Genomic DNA, 19,111 nt, shown 5'->3' with positions numbered 1-19,111 from the left:
CCGGGGTTCGAGTCCCTGGCGGCGCACAGCACGTCCGACCAGCGCACCGGCGATTTTCGCCGGTGCGCTGTCGGCGTTTCCGACGTCTCGTTTTCGCATGGGCTCGTCCCCCGTGTCGGCCAACGCCGCCACGCCGACAAAACGATCATCGGCAACCATCGTGAAGCGTCCGGTCGTGCCGGAGGCGGGTCTAGGGTGCGATGTCATGGATGCCGTCGATCTTGACTACCGGGTCCGGACACTCTCCGGTTGCATTCCCCCGGACCTGGTCTCCCGGCTGGTCGAACTCGGCCATGTGGCGGAGGTCGAGTTCCAGGCCGGGCGCGGGGAGTGGTTCTGCGCCCGGGAGTGGGCCCGGCTGCTCGCGGAGCGAGGCCGGCGCGCGGAGGCGCTGGAGGTGCTCGCCCCGTACCTCGCCACGGGCTGGCGGACGGCATCCGAAACCGTGGCCGGGCTGCTGGAGGAGTGGGGGAGAGCGGAGGAGGCGATCGCGCTCGCCCGTCCGGGCGCGGAGGCCGGAGACAGGATGGCGCTGAAGTTCTACGCGCGGCTGCTCGCCCGGCACGGTCGAGGCGACGAGGCGTTCGTCATGCTCCGCCCGTACGTGGAGGACTTCTTCCTCGCTGCCGCCCTGGTCGACGTCGCCGGGATCACGGGCCGGGACGAGGAGGCCGCCGCACTGCTGGCCGCCCGCGTCGAGGCGGGGCGAGGCGATGACCCGTCGTGCCGTCGCCGCGTCGAACCCTTCAACACCGTCGGGTTGCTCGCCGAGATCCGTGAGCGCCAGGGGCGGGTCGACGAGGCGATCGCGCTGCTCCGTACCCGGGAGGACACCTCGGTCAACAACCGTGACCAGCTGGCCGATCTGCTGGCCAGGCACGATCGAATCGCGGAGCTGCGGGCGTACGCGGTGGCCGATTCCCACTGGCACGCCGCGCAGTGTCTCGCGGAACTCCTGGAGGAGCGCGGTGACGTGGAGGGCGCGATCGCCGCGTACCGGCGGCCGAGGGGGTCGGAGTTCTGCCGCTGCCACGGGACGGTCCTTCTCGCGGAACTCCTGGCGAGACACGGCCGGGTCGAGGAGGCGACGGAGGTGATGCGGGCGCTCGCGGACTCGCCGGGCGGAGCCGAGGACTGGATCGTCCACACGCTGTGCACCCTGTACGCCGACCAGGGCCGTCCCGAGGACGGCCTGGCATATCTCGACACCCTCAAGGCACGCTGTGGCGGGGAAGGGTGGCACTTCTTCGGGATGCGGCTCTCCCTGATGGCCGCGTGCGGCCTGAGCGAGGAGGCCGTCGAGCAGGCGTGTGCCCACCCCGAGAGCGACACCTGGTGGGCGGTCCGCTCCATCGCCGGCCTGTTGGCCGGCGCCGGACGCACCGAGGAGGCGGTCGCCCTCCTCGAACGGCACCCGGACGCCGACAGCGGCCTCCTGGCCCGTCACCTCATAGAGCTCGGCCGCGTCAAGGACGCCGTGGCGGTCCTCCGGCAGCGCGAGCTCGAGCCCTTGGAGGACAGGACCTTCTGGGGTGACACGCCCATCGACGAGCCCCCGTTCTGAGGACATGTGAACGGCCCACAGTCGTCCGGGCCCGATGCGCTCGTACGGAGCCGCCCGGCCGTTGTCCTCGCACGGGTGGTCGGACGGCTCCCCGGTACGGCGGCACCCCCGCGTGCCGCCGGGGCGGTGCGGGGGCGAGCGGGCCGGTCACCCCGTTACTCGCACAGGGCGGTGTCGAGGGCCTTTTCCACGTTCTTGGCGCCCTCCAGGGTGACGGGCAGGGCGGTGACGGCGACGGCCGCCGCCTTGCCGTCCTTGGTCACGGCGTTGCGGGTGGTGTAGCCGGGGGCGTTCCCGCCGTGGGTCCAGGCGAAGCCGCCGCAGCTCAGCTTGAAGGTGGCCAGGCCCAGGCCGTAGCGGCCGCCGCCGACGGTGTCGGAGCCGGGTGCCGCGACGGTCTTCTTCATCTCGGCCAGCTGGGCCGGTTCGAGCAGCTCGCCGTCCAGCAGCGCGAGCAGGAAGCGGTTGAGGTCACCGGGGCTGCCGATCAGCTGGCCGGCCGCCCAGCCGGACGAGGGGTCGAACCTGGTGACGTCGACCCACGGTTCGGAGGGCTTGGTCGCGAAGTAGCCGTGCGGGTGGGGGCCGCGGATGCCCTTGTCGCGAGCCTTGGGCCAGTAGGTGTCGCGCAGCCCGACGCGCTTGATGATCCGGTCGGTGATCTCGCGGCCGATCGGGCGGCCGGTGACCTTCTCCACAACCATGCCGGCCAGCACGTAGTTGGCGTTGCTGTAACCCCAGCCCTTGCCGGGCTCGAACAGAGCCTTCCGCTTCAGGGCGAGGTCCACCATCTCCCGCGGCTTCCAGTACTTCCGCAGGAAGCGGTCGAAGTCGGCGAAGAGGGCCTCGTCGTAGTCGGGCAGGCCGCTGGTGTGCTGGAGGATCTGGCGGACCGTGATCCTACGGCCGTCGCCGGCCTCGCCGCGGACCAGCTTCGGCAGGTATCTCTCGATCGGCGCGTCCAGCTCGACCTTTCCCTCGCCGACGAGCTGCAGCACGACGGTGGCGGTGTACATCTTGGTGTTGCTGGCGATGCGGACCCGCCCGTCGACGGGAACCTCGCTCCTGGTCCTCAGGTTGCCGACGCCCGCGGTGTAGTAGCGCACGTCACCGTCGCTCTCGTGCACCGTCGCGAGCGCGCCGGGGAAGTCGTCCTTCTTGACGAGGTCGTTCAGCGCTTTCTGCAGGGGCGGGACATCGGAGGCGGCGGCGGTCCGGGCGGGTGCCGCGGCGCTCGCCGCCGGAGCGGTCAGGACGCCGGCGAGGGCCAGGCCGCTCAGAGCCGTCAGGGCGGTGAAGGCGGTCAGCGGGCGGCGGTGCGCGGTGAACACGGACATGGGAATGCTCCTCGGGGAGAGAACGAAAGGGGATACCGCCGGGCGGAAACGGAGTCCTTGAGGACACGAGACCCGGTGAAGACCCGGTGGGACCGCTTGGGCGGCGAAGATTCGAAAGCCGGTGAAGACCCGGCAGGACCGCGTCGGTGGTTCGGATCGGTGAAGCGGGAGGCCGCGGAGATGTCGCGCGGGCGGCACGGGCCGGATCCCCGGCACTCATGCCGGGGAGGTCGCTACCCGGCGCCGCAAATGGCGTCGTCGACGACCTCGATGACCTTCAGGGCCCCGGCCTCGCTACTGGGCAGGGCGGTCACCGCGACCGCGGCCGCCCGGCCGTCGGTGGTGGCGGCGTCGCGGGTCTCGTAGCCGTCGATGTCGCCGCCGTGGCCCCACGCGGTGTCGCCGCAGCTCAGCTTCATCTTGACCACGCCGAGCCCGTACCGCCATCCCTCGGGGAACCCGGGGGCCTTGACCGTCTTCTGCATCTCTCTGAGCTGCGCGGGCTTGAGCAGCTTGCCGTCCAGCAGCGCGAGGAAGAAGGTGTTGAGGTCGTTCGGGGTGCCGATGAGCTGTCCGGCCGCGCCGCCCCATGACGGGTCCATCTCGGTGATGTCGACGAGCTCGCCCTTGGGCTTCTTCGCCGTGTAGCCGCGGGGGTGCGGGCCCTCGATGGCCTGGTCGCCGACGCCCGGCCAGTAGGTGTCGCGCAACCCGGCACGGTCGATGACCCGCCTGGTGACCTCTTCGGCGATCGGCCGGCCGGTGACCTTCTGCACGATCAGGCCGAGCAGCAGGTAACCGGTGTTGCTGTACTCCCAGCTCTTGCCGGGCTTGAACGACGCCCTGTGCCGCAGCGCCAGGTCGATCATGTCCCTGGGCTCGACGTAGCGGTGCCGGATCTCGAAGAAGTCCCGGTGCATGTAGCGGGTGTAGTTGGGGAGGCCGCTGGTGTGCTGGAGAAGCTGGCGGACCGTGATCTCGCGTCCGTCGCCGGCCTTGCCGCGGACCAGGCCGGGCAGGTATCTCTCGATCGGCGCGTCCAGCTCGACCTTCCCCTCGCCGACGAGCTGCAGCACGACGGTGGCGACGAACGTCTTGGTGTTGCTGCCGGTGCGCACCCGCCCGTCGGCCGGCACCTCCTCCCGCGTCTTCAGGTCGCCGACGCCCGCCGTGTAGCCGGTGACGCGCCCGTCGGCGTCGCGTACCGAGGCCAGCGCGCCCGGGAACTCCTTGCCGACCAGCTCGTCGAGCGACTTCTGCACGCCGTCGTCGAAACCGGCGGACACGGAGGAGGACGCCGTGGCCGACGCCGACGCCGTGACCGGCGCGGCGACGGTGCCGACGGCGATCATCGTGGCGAGTCCGTAGCCGAGGAGGCGGGACCGGGGGGAGGTGGGATCGAACACCGGGACTCCTTGTTCGTAGGTCGTTTGCCGACCTTTGAAGCATGTCGCGGGGAGATCATCCCTTCGATCCCGCGAGCTGGAGCCTCCTGGTACAGCCAGCACTACCGGGCGGCCCCGTGTCGGCCCGCCTCCGGGTGGTGACCCGTCAGCCGACGGGCAGGTGGTCGAGGTAGCCCCGGACGTTGCGGCGGGTCTCGGTCACCGAGTCCCCGGCGAACTTCTCCGCCACCGCGTCCGCCAGGACCAGCGCGACCATCGCCTCGGCCACGATCCCGGCGGCCGGGACCGCGCACACGTCCGAGCGCTGGTGGTGGGCCCGCGCCGGGGCGCCGGTGGTGACGTCCACGGTGGCCAGGGCCCGGGGCACGGTCGCGATCGGCTTCATCGCCGCACGCACCCGCAGCGGTTCGCCCGTGCTCAGACCGCCCTCGGTCCCGCCGGAGCGGCCCGAGGTCCGCCTGACGCCCTCGCTCGTCGGCACGATCTCGTCGTGCGCCCTCGACCCCGGCGTACGGGCCAGCCCGAAGCCGTCCCCGACCTCGACACCCTTGATCGCCTGGATGCCCATCAGGGCGCACGCCAGCCGCGCGTCCAGGCGCCTGTCCCAGTGCACGTGGGAGCCGAGTCCCACGGGCACCCCGTAGGCGAGGACTTCGACCACGCCGCCGAGCGTGTCGCCGTCCCGGTGCGCCCGGTCGATCTCGGCGACCATCGCCCCGCTCGCGCCGGCGTCCAGGCAGCGCACCGGGTCGGCGTCCAGCCTCCCGGCGTCCGCGGGGGTGGGAAGGATCCCGCCGGGGGCCCTGGCGGAGGCCAGCTCCACGACGTGCGAGACGAGCTCGATCCCGGTCGTCTCCCGCAGGTAGGAGCGGGCCACCGTGCCCAGCGCCACCCGCGCCGCCGTCTCCCGTGCGCTGGCCCGCTCCAGGATCGGCCGGGCCTCGTCGAAACCGTACTTCTGCATGCCCGCCAGGTCCGCGTGGCCGGGCCGGGGCCGGGTCAGGGGGGCGTTGCGCGCCAGCCCCTCCAGCGCCTCGGGGGCGACCGGGTCGGCCGCCATGACCCGCTCCCAGCTGGCCCACTCGGTGTTGCCCACCACGATCGCGACCGGCGATCCCAGGGTCAGCCCGTGCCGTACGCCGCCGAGAATGGTCACCTCGTCCCGCTCGAACCTCATCCGCGCGCCCCGGCCGTACCCCAGCCGCCGTCTGGCGAGCGCGTCCGCCAGCATCCCGGTGGTGACCGGCACTCCGGCGGGCAGACCCTCCAGGGTCGCCACCAGGGCGGGTCCGTGTGATTCCCCCGCGGTCAGCCAGCGCAACCTGCTCATCGGGCCGCTCCCGCGCTGAGGCTGAGGCTGAAGTCGCGGGCCCCGTGCAGCCAGGCCACCCTGTCGTGCAGGTCGTCCACCGTGAGGGAGGACAGCATCTCGTTCCGTGCCCGTGCCTCGGCGCCCGCCGGGTGGTAGAGACGCGTCCCCATCTCGCGGGCCACCAGCTGGGTCCTGGCCGTGCGCTCGCGCCGTTCGGCGTTGTACTTCTCCAGGCGCTGCGTGATGGCGTCCTCGTCGCAGTCGAGCAGCCTGCCGATCACCACCGCGTCCTCAAGGGCCATGCACGCGCCCTGGGCGGCGTACTGCAGCATCGGGTGCGCGGCGTCGCCGAGCAGGGCGACCCGCCCGTCGGTCCAGCGGTCGACCGGGTCGCGGTCGCACAGGACCCAGGTCTTCCACTCCTCGCCCAGTTCCAGGAGGTCGCGGGCCGTGTCGCTCAGGCCGGGGAACTCGCCCAGCACGTGGGACCTGTCCGCGGGCTCGCCGGCCACCTCCTCCTGAGCGTCGTCATCTCGGGTGGCGGCCAGGTTCAGGAACCTGCCGCCGCCGATCGGGTAGTGGACGAAGTGCCATTTCGGGCCCGCCCAGAGGGTGACGGTGTTCCAGCGCAGTTCGGCGGGGACCTTCTCCATGGGGATGACCGAGCGGTAGATGGTGTGCCCGGAGATCCGGGGCCCGCCGTCCCCGACGAGCTGCCGGCGGACGGCCGAGCGGATGCCGTCGGCCCCGACGAGGGCGGCGCCGGTGAACCGGTCCCCCTCGTCCGTGACGGCGGTGACACCGGCCGGGCCCTGCTCGTACCGGGCGACCGGACGGCCGCCGAGCAGCTCGATGTCGCCGGACGCGCGGCAGGCGTCGAGCAGCGGCTGGTACAGGTCGCCCCGGTGGACCACCGCGTACGGGTCGCCGAACCGGTCCCGGTAGTCGCCGGTCAGCGGCATGCTGGCCACCCGCTCGCCCGTCGTGCCGTCCATGAAGCGCAACTCGTCGATGAAGACCGCCCGGTCGCGCACGGTCTCGCCGACACCGAGGCAGCGGAGCGCGTGGAAGGCGTTCGGCCCGAGCTGGATGCCGGCGCCCAGCTCGGCGAACGTGTCCTGGCGTTCCAGCACGATCACCCGGTGCCCGCGATCGGCGATGCTCAGCGCCGCCGCGAGACCGCCGATGCCGCCACCGGCAATGAGAATCTTCGCCATGTCCTCGTCATCCCTTCAGGGCCGTGCCACGGCCCTTCCTCGCCTCCGCGACGGTGTGGGCCATCCGCTCGATGCTGGCCTCGTCGAACAGGTCGTCGATGTCGACGTCGACGTCGAAGGCCTCGCGGATCCGGTCGGTCAGGCGGGCCGCGCGCAGGGAGTCCCCGCCCAGCTCGAAGAAGTTGTCGAGGATGCCGATGCCCTCGAGTTCCAGCGTCTTCGCCCAGATCTCCCGGAGGGACCGCTCGATGTCGTCGCGCGGCTCCTGGTAGGGGCTGCCGACGTCCGGGCGGGACCGGGGCGGCTCGGGGAGCGCGGTCCGGTCGATCTTGCCGTTCGTCGTCGTCGGGAGACCGCCGATGACGTACGCCGCCGGCACCATGAACGAGGGGAGCGTCTGCTGCAGCGCCGCGCGGACGTCCCGCACCTCGGGGACGGGCCCGGAGCCCGGCTCGATGTAGGCCACCAGCTGGACGTCTCCCTGGCCGTCCTTCTTGGCCAGGACCGCCGCCTGGCCGACGCCCGGCCGGGCGGCCAGGACGGCCTCGATCTCGCCGAGGTGCACCCGGTTGCCGCGGACCTTGACCTGGTTGTCGGTACGGCCGACGATCTCGATGCTCCCGTCGGTCCAGTAGCGCGCCACGTCACCCGTCCGGTACAGCACCGGGTGGCGGACCGGGTCGATCGGGTTGTCGAGCCACTTCTCCGCGGTGGCCTCGGGCCGGCCCAGGTATCCCTCCGACAGGCTCTCGCCGGCCACGAAGATCTCCCCGACGACTCCCGGCGGGAGGACCTCGAGGTTCTCGCCGAGCACGTACGCCTTGACGTTGGGCGTGGGCCGCCCGATCGGGGGCAGGCGGTGGGCGCGCCCCTCCTCGCCGAGGTCCTCGCCGAGCCGGGTGATGTCGCACGTGGCCACCACCGTCGCCTCCGCGGAGCCGTACAGGTTGAACACGTGGAAGGGAAGGTCGGCGGAGGGCCACGACTGCACGCGCTCGCCGCAGATCCTGATGTTGACCAGCTCGGTCTCGGCGGGCCAGTGGAGCGTCCACAGCCGTTCGGCCATGGCCTTCATGAGCAGGGTGTGGGTGATCCGCTCCGAGACGAGCCAGTCGCGCAGCCACTCGGGCGACGTCACGACCGACGGCTCGGGAATGTGGACCGTGGTGCCCGCGGCCAGGACCGAGAAGCACTCGACCTCCACCATGCCGTAGCCGGGCGCCGCCAGCCACGTGCCGCGGGACTTCTCGGTGATGCCGCAGATCACGCGCATGCTGTAGATGAGGTTGCGGGCCGCGCCGTGCGGCACCATGACGGCCTTGGGCGCGCCCGTGGAGCCGGAGGTGTAGCAGATGTGGATGAGGTCCTCGGCCTTCACCGGCTCGCCGACCGGGGTGGCGGGCTCGTCGCGCCAGTCCGCGTCGTCGAGCGAGAGCACCGGGCAGATCCCGGACACCTTGGACTCGTGGGCCGCCATGGTCAGTACCACCGCGGCCGAGGCGTCCTCGATCATGAAGCGGACGCGGTCGTCGGGGAACTCGGGGTCCAGCAGGATCGCCGCCGCCGCCATCTTGAAGCAGGCGAGCTGCGCGATCAGGCTCTCGGCGCCGCGCGGGAAGCAGACCCCGACCCGGTCGCGGGGGCGGACCCCCACCGAGGCCAGCCGGTGGGCGAGCCGGTTGGCCTGGTCGTCGAGCTCGCGGAACGTCAGCCGGCCACCGGGCCAGGCCACCGCGACCACGTCGGGCGTCCGGCGCGCGATGTCCGCGACGATCTCGTGGAAGAAGAGGTCGGGTACGGGCTCGTCGGTCTGGTTCCAGTCGACCAGGATGCGCCGCGACTCCTCCTCGGTGAGCAGGGCGACGTCCCGCAGTGCGACGTCCGGGTCGGCCGCCAGGGCGTCGAGGACCCGCCCCAGGTGCAGCGCGTACTGGGCGGCGGCGTCCGCGTCGAACTCCGCCCGGGACATCACGAGGTCGAAGCCGCCCTCGCCCCGGGTGAGCACGGTCAGCGCGGCGCGCGGCCCCGGCTCCTCGCCGTTCAGGGAGGCGTCGTTCGCGGGGACACCGTTCGTGGAGGAGTCGCCCACGGGGGCGCCGCCTCCGGGGGCGTCGTTCGCGGAGGTGTCGTACGGGGAGGCGTCGCTCGCGGGAACGTCGCCCGTGGAGACGACGGCGTGGCAGGTCTCGCCGCTGAACGGCTCCGCCCGCGTGGCGGCGACCGCGGCCAGCAGGTCCGCGGCGGTCGTGTCACCCGACACCCGCAGCCGGACGGTCTCGGCCGGACCCGGCCGTGCCTGCCGTCCGATCAGCAGGTCGGTCTCCCCGGTGTAGCGGTGGAGCAGGCCCGCCAGGGCCGCCACCGCGAACGTCTCCCGCTGCGGCAGGGCCTTCCCGGGGACGGGGACGGAGTGCCGGTGCGGCTCTCCGGCCGGGCCGTCGCCGGCCGGACGGGCGAGGGGAAGCGACGAGTTGGTCGTTTCCATGGGAATCGTTCCTCTCGAAATAGCGTGGTCAGGGGCTCTCAGGCGAGGGCCGGCAGCGGGGAGGGGAGGTCGGCCTCGGCCGGCGCGGGGGTGCTCTCGGCACCGGCCCGGAGGGAACGCCCGGCCTCGACGGCCTCGGCGAGCTCCTCGACCGTCCGGGTGGTCTGCTCCCAGTCCACGCAGGCGTCGGTCACGCTCTGCCCGTACGCGAGGCGCTCCGTCCGTCCCAGGACCAGGTCCTGCCGGCCGCCCGTGAGGAAGCTCTCCAGCATGATCCCGGCGATGCCGGTCTCCCCGCCGGCGATCCGCCGCGCGATGTCCGCGGCGACGTGGGGCTGCCGCTCGTGGTCCTTGCCGCTGTTGCCGTGGCTGGCGTCGATGAAGAGGCGTCGCGGCAGTCCCGCGTTCCCGAGCAGTTCCAGGGCGCCCGCCACGTCGGAGGGGCCGTAGTTCGGGGCCGTGCTGCCGCCGCGCAGGACGACGTGGCACTCGGGGTTCCCGCTGGTGGCGACGACGGAGGCGACGCCCTCGTCGTTGATGCCCGGGAACACGTGCCCCTTCGAGGCCGCGACGATGGCGTCGACCGCGTCCTCCACGTGGCCGCTCGTCGCGTTCTTGATGCCGACGGGCATGCTGAGCCCGCTGGTGAGCTGCCGGTGCACCTGGCTCTGAACGGTGCGGGCACCGATCGATCCCCAGGACACGGCGTCGGAGAAGTAGCGGGGGGTCAGCGGGTCGAGGAACTCGCAGCCGATCGGCAGGCCGGTCTCCAGGATGTCCACCATCAGGCTTCTCGCCAGGCGCAGCCCGCTGTTGAGGTCGTGCGAGCCGTCGAGGTGGGGATCGCTGATGAGCCCCTTCCAGCCGAGGCGGGTCCGGGGTTTCTCCATGTAGACCCGCATGACGACCTCGAGAGAGCCGGACACCTGCCGCGCGAGGTCGGACAGCCGCTCGGCGTAGGTCAGGGCGGCGCGGGGGTCGTGGATGGAGCACGGGCCGGCGACCACGACGAGCCGGTCGTCCTCGCCGCTCAGCACCTGGGTGACCCCGTACCGGCCGCCGAGGACGGTTTGCCCGGCGGCGGGCGACATCGGGATCTCCTCGCGCAGCGCCGCGGGCGTGAGAAGCCGGTCGACCGGGGTGACGCGGAAGTCGAGGGAGGGAGAGGGCAGCGCGCCGGGAGTCTGGGTGGCGGTCATTGCGGGGTTCCTTCCGGTGGAGTGGTCAGGCGTTCTCCGCCGCGAGAACCGCCGCGGAGAATGTGAATCCCATGCCGGTGCCGATGAGGAGCACCCGGGCTCCCGGTTCCAGAAGTTCCTCCTTCAGCAGGTGGTCCAGGCCGTAGAGCTGGTCGGCGGGGCCGAGGTGCCCGATCGTCAACCCGAACTCGGCCAGGGTGTTGCCGGGAACGGCGTCCAGCGGCCGTACGAAGCTCTCCTTGAACAGGGCCCGCCCGACGAAGGGCGTGACGAGCCAGTCGATCCCGTCCATGGACAGGCCCGCGTCGGACAGCGCCCGGGAGACGACGCTCGCGGTCCTGTCCGCCGACCTGCCGCGGACGTCGCGCAGCGACAGCTCGCCGCGGGCCAGGAACTCCCTGGTCCTGCGCCTCATGTCGGGCCGCGCCTCGGGAGCCGTACGGAACGGTTCGTCGCCGCGCGAGAGGCCTTCGAGGGCCGCGTCGGTCTCCGAGACGCAGGACAGGAGCCTCAGCCGGCCACCGCCGCGGGTGACCACCGCCGACGCGGCACCGTCGCCGAAGACCATGCCGGGGGAGAGGTACCAGCGGTCGGTGGGAGGGGCGAACCGGTCCGCGACCGTGATGAGGGCGGAGGGGAGCTCGGGGCGCCCCGACAGCATGCTCGCCGCGATCTCCAGGCAGGCCAGGGAGCCGTTCGACGCCGCCGAGACGGTCATCGGCATCCCGGCCATCCGGGTGCCCAGCAGCTCCCCGCCGATCCAGCAGGCGGCGGGCCACATGTCGACGCCCTGGAAGTGGCTGTGGCTGTGCAGGTAGAGGGTGTCGGGGCCGATCTCCGTCCCGTGGGCGGCGGCCTCCTTGAGCGCCTGGCCTCCCGCGGTCACGGCCATCTCGGGGGGAGCCTCCGAGGACTGGGAGACGGAGACCATTCCGGTGCTCTCGGCGACGTCGGCCGAGTACGAGCCGTCCTCGACGGCGCGGCCTATCGGCACCAGGTCGCCGAGCGCGCCGCCCGTACCGGAGATCCAGATGTCATCGAATCGCATGGCTGAGGGTCCTTTCCGTGCCGGAGGCCTCGGGGACGTCCCACAGGTGCTCGCCGCCCGCGGTGACGTGGATCGGCCCGCAGATCCCGTCGAGGATCCGCTGGACGCAGCGGAGCAGCACCCGTCCGATAGCCGTGTCGATCGCGCCCGCCAGGTGCGGGACGCTCGTGGAGTAGTCGACCTCGAAGGTGACCTCGCAGCCCTCGGAGAGGTCCTCGGTCGTCCAGGAGCCTCTGAAGTCCCGGAAGTCGCCGGTGACCTGCTCGAACTCGATCCGGTACGGCTGCGCGCCGACCAGGTCGCGGCTGTGCTGGACCCACTCGGCCGTGCCGCCGCGGAAGGCGAGGACCCACTGGCGGAGCCCGCCGCCGATGTCCTCGACGGAGAGGATGTCCGGGGCGCACGACGGGAAGGCCCGGTCGTCGCCGAGCTGCTCGATCAGGTCCTCGGCGGAGCACCACACCGTGGCCTTGAAAGTACGGGATGTCATGATATTTACTCCGTGTCGGTCGCCGGGTGGACGATGCTGACGCCCTGCAGGTGCGAGGCGCGCAGCATGAGATAGTTCGCCTCCCCGAAGGCGCCGCCGGTCAGGCCGGTCCCGCCGTGGGTGGGAAGGAACGGCAGGAAGCCGGCGTGCGAATCGTTGATCTTGAGCTGGCCGCAGCCGGTGACCCCCTCGGCGAACCGGTCGATCACCGAGGCGTCGGCCGCCCAGAAGGAGTTGCGCAGGCCGTAGGCGTTGCCGTTCACGAACCCGATGACCTCCTCCAGCAGCTCGCCGTCCGTCCCGCCGGTCTCGGGGATGATGACCGGCAGGAGGGGGAAGAACGTCTCGTCGCGGACCACCCACAGGGACCTGGAGCCGCGGAGCCCGTCGACCCGCAGGATCGCCGGTTCGAGGAAGAACCCGGTCTCCGACGGGGAGCCGTCCACCTCCAGGCGGCGGCCGCCGTGGACGAGCCTCGCGCCCTTGCCGAGCGCCTGGGCGACGCAGGCGTGGAACGCGTCGACCATCAGGACCGGGGTGAGCACGACGCCGCGCTCCTCGGGGTATCCGGGCTGGATCTTCTGCACGGCCACGGTCAGCCGCTCGATGAGCTCGTCGGCGATCGCGGGATGGGCGACCACCTGGTTGGGCACGTTGCAGATCTGGCCCGACTGCGTGAAGAACTGCGTGAGGCTCTCCACCGCGACGTCCAGGTCGGCGTCGCGCCAGACCACGAAGCAGTCGTTGCCGGCGAGCTCCAGGATGGGCTTCTTGCCGGCCGCGACGCAGTCGCGCTCCAGCGCCAGCCCCTTCTTGCTGCCCCCGATGTAGACGACGGCGTCGACGTGCTCGCTGGCCAGCCAGGTGTCGAGCATGGGGGGCCCGCAGAGCGCGTTGAGCGTGCCGGGGGGCGCGCCCGCCTCTTCGAGCACCGGCGCCACGATCTCCCGCATGGTGTACATGACCGCGAGCGGGATACCGCGCGGCGCCCGCACCACCACGGCGTTGCCGGCCAGGAGGGCGGTGACGCCGAACAGCGCGTTGGCGACCGCGGCGTTCTGCGGCGGGTTGACGCAGACCACCCCGTCGGGGACGCGCCGCAGGATCATCTCGCGGTCGCCGTCGTGCCGGCGGAACTCCATCTGCCCGGCGCACCATTCGAGCGTCTCCCGGCTCCAGCCGGTGAGGGGGATCCCGTCGACCATGCCTTCGGCGAGGGAGCGGGGCTGCCCCTCGGCGACCAGGATCTCGACCAGCTCGTCACGGTGCTCGGCGAGGCGCTCCGCGATGCGGTACCCGATCTCCATCCGGGTGGCGAGCGGGAAGCGGGCCCACTGGGGGGCGGCGCGGGCCGCCGATTCGAGGGCCAGCTCCACCATGTCCTCGTCGGCGACGGCACACGCCCCGGCGACGACGTCCCCGGCCGATTCGATGTCGACGACGCCCAGGTCAAGGTCGCGCTTGAGCCTCAGGTGGGGAAAGGTGTCCTGCAGGACGGCCCGTGTGGTGACCGTGTGGACGTACTCCCCGCTGTCACCGGTGATGTCCTTGCCGCCGATGTAGGCGGGATAGACCCTGGTCGTCACGTCGTCTCCCTTCGCACTCCGGATCTCGTGGCCGGCATTTTTCGGTTACCAGCAATTACGCTAAGCCGGTAACAAGGGCGGGGCAACGGGGGTGTGATAAGACCTCCTTCTCGGGATGCGAACGCCGGACACGGCGGATAGCACGCGGAAAGAGGGGGAAACCGGTGCGGGGAAGCGCGGTTAAATCACCGGTGCCGCACTACCGGCAAAGCTCGTTCGGTAGTAAAATTGTCAGGGTGAAGCGACAACCGGGAGACAGAGTTGTGGCACCGGGTCCGCTCGCGCTGGTGCAGGCGTTCGTCAACAGCGTCAATGTGGAGTTCGGTCCTGACCACTTCGCCACCGTGGAGGGCCTCGCCACCTGGCTGGGCCGCAACGGCCTCGACGGCCCGCGGGTGGAGCCCGGCGAGCTGGATCGCCGCGACGCCGTGATCCTGAGGGAGGCGCTGCGCGCGCTCCTGCGGGAGAACAACGGCGGGCCCCCCGACCCGCAGGCTCGCCGCACGGTCGAGCACATCGCGCGTGACTGCCCGCTCGTCGTGGGATTCGACGGGAAGGACGGAGGTCTCGGCCTGCGGCCCGCGCTCACCGACGTGCGCGGGGCCCTGGCCAGTGTGCTGGCCTCGGTCGCCGGTGCCGTCGCCGACGGCTCCTGGCAGCGCCTCAAGGCGTGCGGCGAGCACCGATGCGAGTGGATCTTCTACGACCGGTCGCGCAACCGGGGCAGCCGGTGGTGTTCGATGGCGGTGTGCGGGACGCGGGCCAAGATGCGCACCTACCGCGAGACGAAGCGGATTCACGGCGAGACCGGCTGAGACGGCCGGGCCGTCTCAGCCGGTACGGGCGTCGCCGGAGATCACGGCGCGTTCTCCCGGCCGAGGAGCTTGCGCGCGACGACGAGCTTGGTGGCCGCCGCGGTGCCGTCCGCGAGCTGGAGCCCGATGACATCCCTGAGCCGCTGCGCGATCGGCCCGTCCTCCGACCAGCCGAGGTGGCCCATGGTCAGCAGGGACTGGTGAACGGCCTCCATCGCCGCCTTCGGCGCCCACCACTTGGCCATGTTGGAGGGGACCCGCGGGTCCATGCCGCCGTCGGCGCGCCACAGCGCCTCGTACGACACCAGCCGTGCCGCGTGGAGCATGGTCGCGTGCTCGACCAGGGGGAAGGCGACCGCCTGGAAGCTGCCGATGGGCCGGCCGAACGCCTCCCTGGCGCCCGCGTGGGCGACGGCCTCGTCGAGCGCGGCCTTGCCGACCCCGAGTGCCATCAGCGAGATGAGCGCCCGCGAGACGCCGAACCCGCGCATGACCGCGGCGAAGCCGAGGCCCGGCCGCCCGACCACGTCCCCGGGGCCGACGCGGACGCCGTCGAAGACGAGCCCGCCGCGCCCGCCGGACCGGCAGCCGAGGTCGGAGAGGATCTCGCGGCTCACCCTGGCCTCGTCGAGCCGGACGTAGAAGGCGGTGATGCCGTGCGCCCCCGGCCCCCCGGTGCGCGCGAAGACCAGGCCGTGCGTGGCGTAGGCGGCGATCATGATGGACGTCTTCTGGCCGTTCAGCACCCATCCGTCGCCGTCGGGCTCGGCGCTCATCTCGATGCCCGCGGCGTCGGTGCCGTGGCCGGGCTCGGTGAGGCAGAGCGCGACGATCGCCTCGCCGGTGGCGATCGGCGGCAGCCAGCCCGCCAGCTGTTCCGGCGTGCCGTTCGCCGCCAGGACGCCGCCGATGAGGGCGGCGTTGAGCACGGGGTAGCAGACCGACAGGTCCGCCGCCGCCAGCTCCTCAAGGACGATGCCCGCGCTCACCGCGTCGAGCCCGCGCCCCCCGTACTCCTCGGGGACCCGGAGCGCGAACAGTCCCTCCTCGCCCATCTCGGCGAGGAGCCCGGAACGGTAACCGCGCCGCACGTCGCTCTCGCGGCGGTACGGGGCGACCCTGTCGGCCGCGAACTCCCGCGTCCTCTTGGCGAGTGCCTGCTGCTCACTGGTGAATTCGAAGTCCATGACCTTTCCTAAGCCCGGAGCCGGTCGCGCAAGGCGAATTTCTGGATCTTCCCGGAGGGGGTCCTCGGCAGCGACGGCACGATCTCCAGCCGCTCGGGCCAGTACTGCTTGGCCATGCCGAGGCCGGCGAGGTGGCCGCGCATGTCGTCGAGGGTCAGCGGGGAGCCCTCCGGCGAGTCCGCCGTGACGAGGACCGCGCAGGCGCGCTCGCCCAGCCGCTGGTCCGGGTAGCCGACGACGGCCACGTCCTTGACGGCGTGGTGCCGCAGCAGGGCCGCCTCCACCTCCACGACGGGGATGTTCTCCGCGCCCCGCATGATGACGTCCTTGACCCGGCCGGTGATGCGGATGCCGCCGTAGCCGTCCTCGCGGGCCAGGTCCCCGGTGTCGAACCAGCCGTCCTCGGTCAGCGACTTCGCGTACACCTCGGGACGGCGGAAGTAGCCGAGGCACTGGGCGGCGCCGCGGACCTGGAGCAGGCCGGATTGTCCCGCGGCCACCGGCTCGCCCCGGCGGCCGACGATCCTGACCTCCATCCCCGGTACGGGGGTGCCGTCGCTCTCGGCCGCGCGCATCGGCGGGTCCTCGGGGCGGGTGATCGTCACGCAGCCGTTCTCGCTCATGCCCCACAGGGCGTACACCCGGCAGCCGAGCACCTCCCGCGCGTCCTCCACCAGCAGCGGCGCGATCGGCGCGCTGCCCGTGGCGAACGTCAGCAGCGCCGACAGGTCCCTCGGGGACGCGCGCTGCGCCTCGATGAGGTCGGAGAGGAAGGTGGGCGCGCCCATGAAGAACGTGACCTTCCACTCCTCCAGGATGCGCAGCATCACGGCCGGGTCCCACGCGTCCACCTGCACGGCCGTCGCGCCGAGGATGAGCGGCATGAGGAAGTTCCAGGTGTAACCGGCCTGGTGGGTCGTGGGGGACCCCATCGCCGTCACTTCCCTGATGGTCAGGTGCAGCACGTCGGCCTGTGCCCTGTTCATCGCGTACAGGGTGTTGTGGCTGTGGACGACGCCCTTGGGCTCACCGGTCGTGCCGGAGGTGAACACGATCTGGGCGGGGTCGTCGGGTTCGGCCTCGAGGGCGTCGAGGGCCGCGACCTCCTCGGGGGAGGGCTCGGGGCCGAGGAGGTCGCGGTCGAAGTCGAGCGCGCCACCGTCACCGCCACCGCCGCCGCCGAGCAGCACCCGGTGGCGCAGGCCGGGGACGGCGCGGGCGACCTCCGCGCTCATGTCCGCGTACGAGAAGCCGCGGAACTCGGCCGCCGCGATGTACACGGGGCTGGCCGTGAGCCGGGTCATGAACTCGACCTCGCGCCTGCGCATGATCGGTACCACCGGGCCCGCCACGGCGCCGATCCGCGCGCACGCGAGGATCGACGCGACGAGCTGCCAGGAGTTGGGTAACTGCAGGGTCACCACGTCGCCGCGCTCCACGCCCAGCCGCACCAGGCTCGCCGCGAGGCGGTCGACGCGGTGGGCGAGCTCGCTGTAGGTCACCGTCTCGGCGACGCCGTCCCGGTGGCAGACGAGCGCCGCCTTGTCCGGGTGGCTGGCGGCGGAACGCCGCAGGTCGTCGAGGATGGTCTCGTCGCGCCACTGGCCGGCGAGCCGGAAGTCGTCCTTCATCGGGTGTCCCTCCTCGGCCTGCCGAGGGCCGTCCTGGCCCGCGCGGCGACGGCCTGGGGCGTGATGCCGCCCCGCTCCAGCAGATATCTCTGGTCGCCGGAGACCGGGACGAACGCGTCCGGCATCGCCACCCGGTGCACCCTGACCGGCAGGATCTCCGACAGGCTCTCGGCGACGGCGGCCCCGAAGCCCCCGGCGCGCCAGTGCTCCTCCACCGTGACCACGACGCCGGTCGTGCTCGCCGCGGTGGCGAGCGTGGCCGTGTCCAGCGGCTTGACCGTGTGCACGTGGATCACGGACGCCGCGATGCCCTCCCGCGCCAGCAGGTCCGCGGCGTCGAGGGCGGCCAGCACCGGGTACGGGCCGCAGGCGGCGAGCGTGACGTCGGTGCCCTCCCTGAGGGTCCGCGCCTCCCCGAGCCGTACGGGCGGGCCGTCGGGAAGGTCGGGGGTGGCATTGCGGCCCAGCCGGAAGTAGACGGGGCCCGGCAGGGTGAGGGCCTGGCGGAACAGCTCGTCGGTGGTGGCCGCGTCGGCCGGGACCACGACGGTCATGTTCGGCAGGTTCCGCATGACGGCCAGGTCCTCCAGCGAGTGGTGGGTGGGGCCGAGGTGGCCGCCCGACACCCCGGAGTGGGTCGCGGCGATGCGGACGGGCAGGTTGTTGAGCGCGATGTCGACCTTGACGGCCTCCAGGGCCCGGGTCGAGGCGAACGCCGCCATCGTGTTCACGACGGGCACGCGCCCCACCTTGGCGAGCCCGGCGGCGGCACCCATGAGGGTGTGCTCGGCGATGCCCAGGTTGACGTACCTGTCACCCGCCTCGCCGAAGTCGACCCCGCCGAACAGGCCGGTGTCGCTGTCCAGGCAGATCAGCCGCTCGTCCTTCGGCATGAGTTCCACGAGCACGTCCCGGTAGACCTCACGGGACGAGCGCGGCTTGAGCGTGGTGGCGGTCATCACCGCTCCCCTTCCGGCGCGGCACGCAGGACGGAGAGCGCGCGGCGGTGCTGCCGGTCGCCCAGCCTGGCGTAGTGGCTGCGTGCCTGCCCCTCGATGAAGGGCAGTCCCTTGCCCTTGACGGTGTGGGCGATGATCAGGGTGGGGCGTCCCGGCTCCGGCGGCGCGGTGAGCGCCTCGGTCAGCGCGGCGACGTCGTGGCCGTCCACCTCCTGGACGTGCCAGCCGAAGGCCCGCCACCGGTCGGCAAGGGGCTCCAGGTCGCCGACGGACTCCGTCTCGCCGGTGATCTGGAGACGGTTGCGGTCGATCACGGCGGTCAGGTTGTCCAGCCCGTGGTTCGCGGCCACGTTCGCGGCCTCCCAGACCGAGCCCTCCTGGAGCTCGCCGTCGCCCATGACCACGAAGCACCGGCGGTCGGAGCCGCCGAGCCTGGCCGCGAGCGCGACCCCGACGCCCAGCGCCAGGCCGTGGCCCAGGGAGCCGGACGGCATCTCCACGCCGGGGATCTCGGCATGGGGGTGGGCCATGAAGGCGCTCCCCGGCAGCGCGTAGTCGGCGAGCCGCTCCTCGGGGAAGAAACCGGCCTCGCAGAGGGTCGCGTAGAGGGCGATGCCCGCGTGCCCCTTGCTCAGCAGCAGCATGTCGCGGTCGGGCGAACCGGGATCGCGGGAATCGACCCGCATGATCCTGAAGTACAGGGTGGCGAGAACCTCGACGAGGGACATGGAACCCCCCAGGTGCCCGCCCTCGGGACTCGCGCACATGTTCACGATGTGTTCCCTGATCCGGCCGGTCACCGCGGCCGGATCGGCCATTTCGCCCGCCGGGGTCGCACTCGGCAGGGTGGAGGCGCTGCTCATGCTTACTCCTTT

15 protein-coding genes are annotated in these 19,111 nt (G+C 72.2%); 2 read left to right on the top strand and 13 right to left on the bottom strand.

The window, feature by feature from the left end:
• The first annotated feature begins 205 nt into the window (after positions 1-205).
• Positions 206-1,564, top strand: a complete 1,359-nt coding sequence (locus ACSDR0_RS01505; RefSeq protein ID WP_435286863.1) for a hypothetical protein — start codon at positions 206-208, stop codon at positions 1,562-1,564.
• A gap of 155 nt (positions 1,565-1,719) precedes the next feature.
• On the opposite strand, the gene ACSDR0_RS01500 is transcribed toward ACSDR0_RS01505, so the two are convergent.
• The 9 genes from ACSDR0_RS01500 to ACSDR0_RS01460 form a co-directional block, all read right to left on the bottom strand.
• On the bottom strand, positions 1,720-2,901 hold the full coding sequence (locus ACSDR0_RS01500) for a serine hydrolase domain-containing protein (protein ID WP_435286862.1): 1,182 nt from the start codon (positions 2,899-2,901) through the stop codon (positions 1,720-1,722).
• Positions 2,902-3,134: 233 nt separating this feature from the next.
• Complete coding sequence (locus tag ACSDR0_RS01495; RefSeq protein WP_435286861.1) at positions 3,135-4,307, bottom strand: serine hydrolase domain-containing protein; 1,173 nt, start codon at positions 4,305-4,307, stop codon at positions 3,135-3,137.
• 145 nt (positions 4,308-4,452) lie between these two features.
• Complete coding sequence (aroC, locus tag ACSDR0_RS01490; RefSeq protein ID WP_435286860.1) at positions 4,453-5,637, bottom strand: chorismate synthase; 1,185 nt, start codon at positions 5,635-5,637, stop codon at positions 4,453-4,455.
• Entirely contained in the window at positions 5,634-6,836 is a 1,203-nt protein-coding gene (locus tag ACSDR0_RS01485) for a 3-hydroxybenzoate 6-monooxygenase (protein ID WP_435286859.1), read from the bottom strand. The genes aroC and ACSDR0_RS01485 overlap by 4 nt, the downstream gene beginning before the upstream one ends.
• Positions 6,837-6,843: 7 nt before the next feature.
• Positions 6,844-9,321 (bottom strand): non-ribosomal peptide synthetase, encoded by a 2,478-nt coding sequence (locus ACSDR0_RS01480; RefSeq protein WP_435286858.1) that lies wholly within the window; start codon positions 9,319-9,321, stop codon positions 6,844-6,846.
• 38 nt (positions 9,322-9,359) lie between these two features.
• Positions 9,360-10,520: a 3-deoxy-7-phosphoheptulonate synthase gene (locus ACSDR0_RS01475; RefSeq protein WP_435286857.1), complete on the bottom strand. Its 1,161-nt coding sequence runs from the start codon at positions 10,518-10,520 to the stop codon at positions 9,360-9,362.
• A gap of 25 nt (positions 10,521-10,545) precedes the next feature.
• Positions 10,546-11,568, bottom strand: a complete 1,023-nt coding sequence (locus tag ACSDR0_RS01470) for a ketoacyl-ACP synthase III family protein (RefSeq protein ID WP_435286856.1) — start codon at positions 11,566-11,568, stop codon at positions 10,546-10,548.
• Positions 11,555-12,058 (bottom strand): type II toxin-antitoxin system RatA family toxin, encoded by a 504-nt coding sequence (locus ACSDR0_RS01465; RefSeq protein ID WP_435286855.1) that lies wholly within the window; start codon positions 12,056-12,058, stop codon positions 11,555-11,557. Before ACSDR0_RS01465 ends, ACSDR0_RS01470 begins: the two co-directional genes overlap by 14 nt.
• 5 nt (positions 12,059-12,063) lie before the next feature.
• Positions 12,064-13,644, bottom strand: coding sequence for an aldehyde dehydrogenase family protein (locus ACSDR0_RS01460; RefSeq protein WP_435286854.1), 1,581 nt, complete (start codon positions 13,642-13,644; stop codon positions 12,064-12,066).
• Positions 13,645-13,907: 263 nt separating this feature from the next.
• On the opposite strand from ACSDR0_RS01460, the gene ACSDR0_RS01455 reads away from it, so the two are divergent.
• Positions 13,908-14,459: a CGNR zinc finger domain-containing protein gene (locus ACSDR0_RS01455; protein WP_435286853.1), complete on the top strand. Its 552-nt coding sequence runs from the start codon at positions 13,908-13,910 to the stop codon at positions 14,457-14,459.
• A 41-nt stretch (positions 14,460-14,500) separates the two neighbouring features.
• Here ACSDR0_RS01455 and ACSDR0_RS01450 read toward each other — a convergent pair whose 3' ends face one another.
• Genes ACSDR0_RS01450 through ACSDR0_RS01435 form a run of 4 tightly spaced genes read right to left on the bottom strand, consistent with a single transcriptional unit; the run spans position 14,501 to position 19,099 of the window.
• The gene (locus ACSDR0_RS01450; protein WP_435286852.1) at positions 14,501-15,646 is read right to left on the bottom strand and encodes an acyl-CoA dehydrogenase family protein; all 1,146 of its coding nucleotides are present in this window, start codon (positions 15,644-15,646) and stop codon (positions 14,501-14,503) included.
• 8 nt (positions 15,647-15,654) lie between these two features.
• The gene (locus ACSDR0_RS01445; RefSeq protein ID WP_435286851.1) at positions 15,655-17,277 is read right to left on the bottom strand and encodes an AMP-binding protein; all 1,623 of its coding nucleotides are present in this window, start codon (positions 17,275-17,277) and stop codon (positions 15,655-15,657) included.
• Positions 17,274-18,236: a transketolase family protein gene (locus tag ACSDR0_RS01440; RefSeq protein ID WP_435286850.1), complete on the bottom strand. Its 963-nt coding sequence runs from the start codon at positions 18,234-18,236 to the stop codon at positions 17,274-17,276. The genes ACSDR0_RS01445 and ACSDR0_RS01440 overlap by 4 nt, the downstream gene beginning before the upstream one ends.
• Complete coding sequence (locus ACSDR0_RS01435) at positions 18,236-19,099, bottom strand: transketolase (protein WP_435286849.1); 864 nt, start codon at positions 19,097-19,099, stop codon at positions 18,236-18,238. The genes ACSDR0_RS01440 and ACSDR0_RS01435 overlap by 1 nt, the downstream gene beginning before the upstream one ends.
• Positions 19,100-19,111 lie beyond the last annotated feature (12 nt).

This window comes from Streptosporangium sp. G11 (assembly GCF_051192615.1).
Taxonomy (GTDB): Bacteria; Actinomycetota; Actinomycetes; order Streptosporangiales; family Streptosporangiaceae; genus Streptosporangium.
The sequence above is the reverse complement of the archived record's forward strand: the minus strand, read 5'-3'. Positions and strand labels throughout refer to the sequence as shown.

Excerpts from the sequence above, each read along its gene's own strand:
- ACSDR0_RS01505 (WP_435286863.1), top strand. The coding sequence starts at position 206 with ATGGATGCCGTCGATCTTGACTACCGGGTCCGGACACTCTCCGGTTGC.
- ACSDR0_RS01500 (WP_435286862.1), bottom strand. The coding sequence starts at position 2,901 with ATGTCCGTGTTCACCGCGCACCGCCGCCCGCTGACCGCCTTCACCGCC.
- aroC (WP_435286860.1), bottom strand. The coding sequence starts at position 5,637 with ATGAGCAGGTTGCGCTGGCTGACCGCGGGGGAATCACACGGACCCGCC.
- ACSDR0_RS01485 (WP_435286859.1), bottom strand. The coding sequence starts at position 6,836 with ATGGCGAAGATTCTCATTGCCGGTGGCGGCATCGGCGGTCTCGCGGCG.
- ACSDR0_RS01480 (WP_435286858.1), bottom strand. The coding sequence starts at position 9,321 with ATGGAAACGACCAACTCGTCGCTTCCCCTCGCCCGTCCGGCCGGCGAC.
- ACSDR0_RS01475 (WP_435286857.1), bottom strand. The coding sequence starts at position 10,520 with ATGACCGCCACCCAGACTCCCGGCGCGCTGCCCTCTCCCTCCCTCGAC.
- ACSDR0_RS01470 (WP_435286856.1), bottom strand. The coding sequence starts at position 11,568 with ATGCGATTCGATGACATCTGGATCTCCGGTACGGGCGGCGCGCTCGGC.
- ACSDR0_RS01465 (WP_435286855.1), bottom strand. The coding sequence starts at position 12,058 with ATGACATCCCGTACTTTCAAGGCCACGGTGTGGTGCTCCGCCGAGGAC.
- ACSDR0_RS01450 (WP_435286852.1), bottom strand. The coding sequence starts at position 15,646 with ATGGACTTCGAATTCACCAGTGAGCAGCAGGCACTCGCCAAGAGGACG.
- ACSDR0_RS01445 (WP_435286851.1), bottom strand. The coding sequence starts at position 17,277 with ATGAAGGACGACTTCCGGCTCGCCGGCCAGTGGCGCGACGAGACCATC.
- ACSDR0_RS01440 (WP_435286850.1), bottom strand. The coding sequence starts at position 18,236 with ATGACCGCCACCACGCTCAAGCCGCGCTCGTCCCGTGAGGTCTACCGG.
- ACSDR0_RS01435 (WP_435286849.1), bottom strand. The coding sequence starts at position 19,099 with ATGAGCAGCGCCTCCACCCTGCCGAGTGCGACCCCGGCGGGCGAAATG.